Annotated in this window: 1 protein-coding gene; it reads right to left on the bottom strand. The window is 54.5% G+C overall.

All coding sequences use genetic code 11. The features are described 5' to 3' along the window. A partial coding sequence (gene istB, locus D1641_RS19045) for an IS21-like element helper ATPase IstB (protein ID WP_160668578.1) occupies positions 1-572 on the bottom strand: 572 nt, incomplete at both ends.

Genomic DNA, 572 nt, shown 5'->3' with positions numbered 1-572 from the left:
GTGCAGTGATGCAGGACACGATCCAGGATGGCGGAGGCGATGGTGACGTCGGCAAAGACCTCGTTCCACTGGGAGAAAGTCTTGTTGGAGGTAAAAACGGTGGACGTTTTCTCATACCGTCTGGCAATGAGCTGGAAGAACAGGTTTGCACCCTGGATGTCCATGGGGAGGTAGCCGATTTCGTCAATGATGAGCATCCTGTACTTGGACAGAACCTTGAGCTTATCCGGCAGACGGTTCTCAAAGTGGGCCTTCTTGAGCTGTTCAATGAGTTGGTGGCAGTTGATGTAGTAGGTGGAGAACCGGTGCTGTGCTGCCACCAGACCCAGGGCGGAGGCCAGATGGGTCTTGCCCACGCCGGGCGGGCCGAGGAAGACCACATTCTCCCCGTTTTCCAGGAAGCGCATGGTAGCCAACTCATCGATCTGGCGCTTGTCGATGGAGGGCTGGAAAGAGAAATCGAAGTCGTCCAGGGTCTTCTTGATGGGAAAGCCAGACATCTGGATCTGCTTCTCATAGGCCCGTCTCCGCTTGGATTTGGCTTCTTCTGAGAAAATGTGATCCAAAACCTC

Origin of the sequence: Colidextribacter sp. OB.20, assembly GCF_009911595.1 — a bacterium.
Classification (GTDB): domain Bacteria; phylum Bacillota; class Clostridia; order Oscillospirales; family Oscillospiraceae; genus Lawsonibacter.
This window is presented reverse-complemented; position numbering and strand designations above follow the sequence as displayed.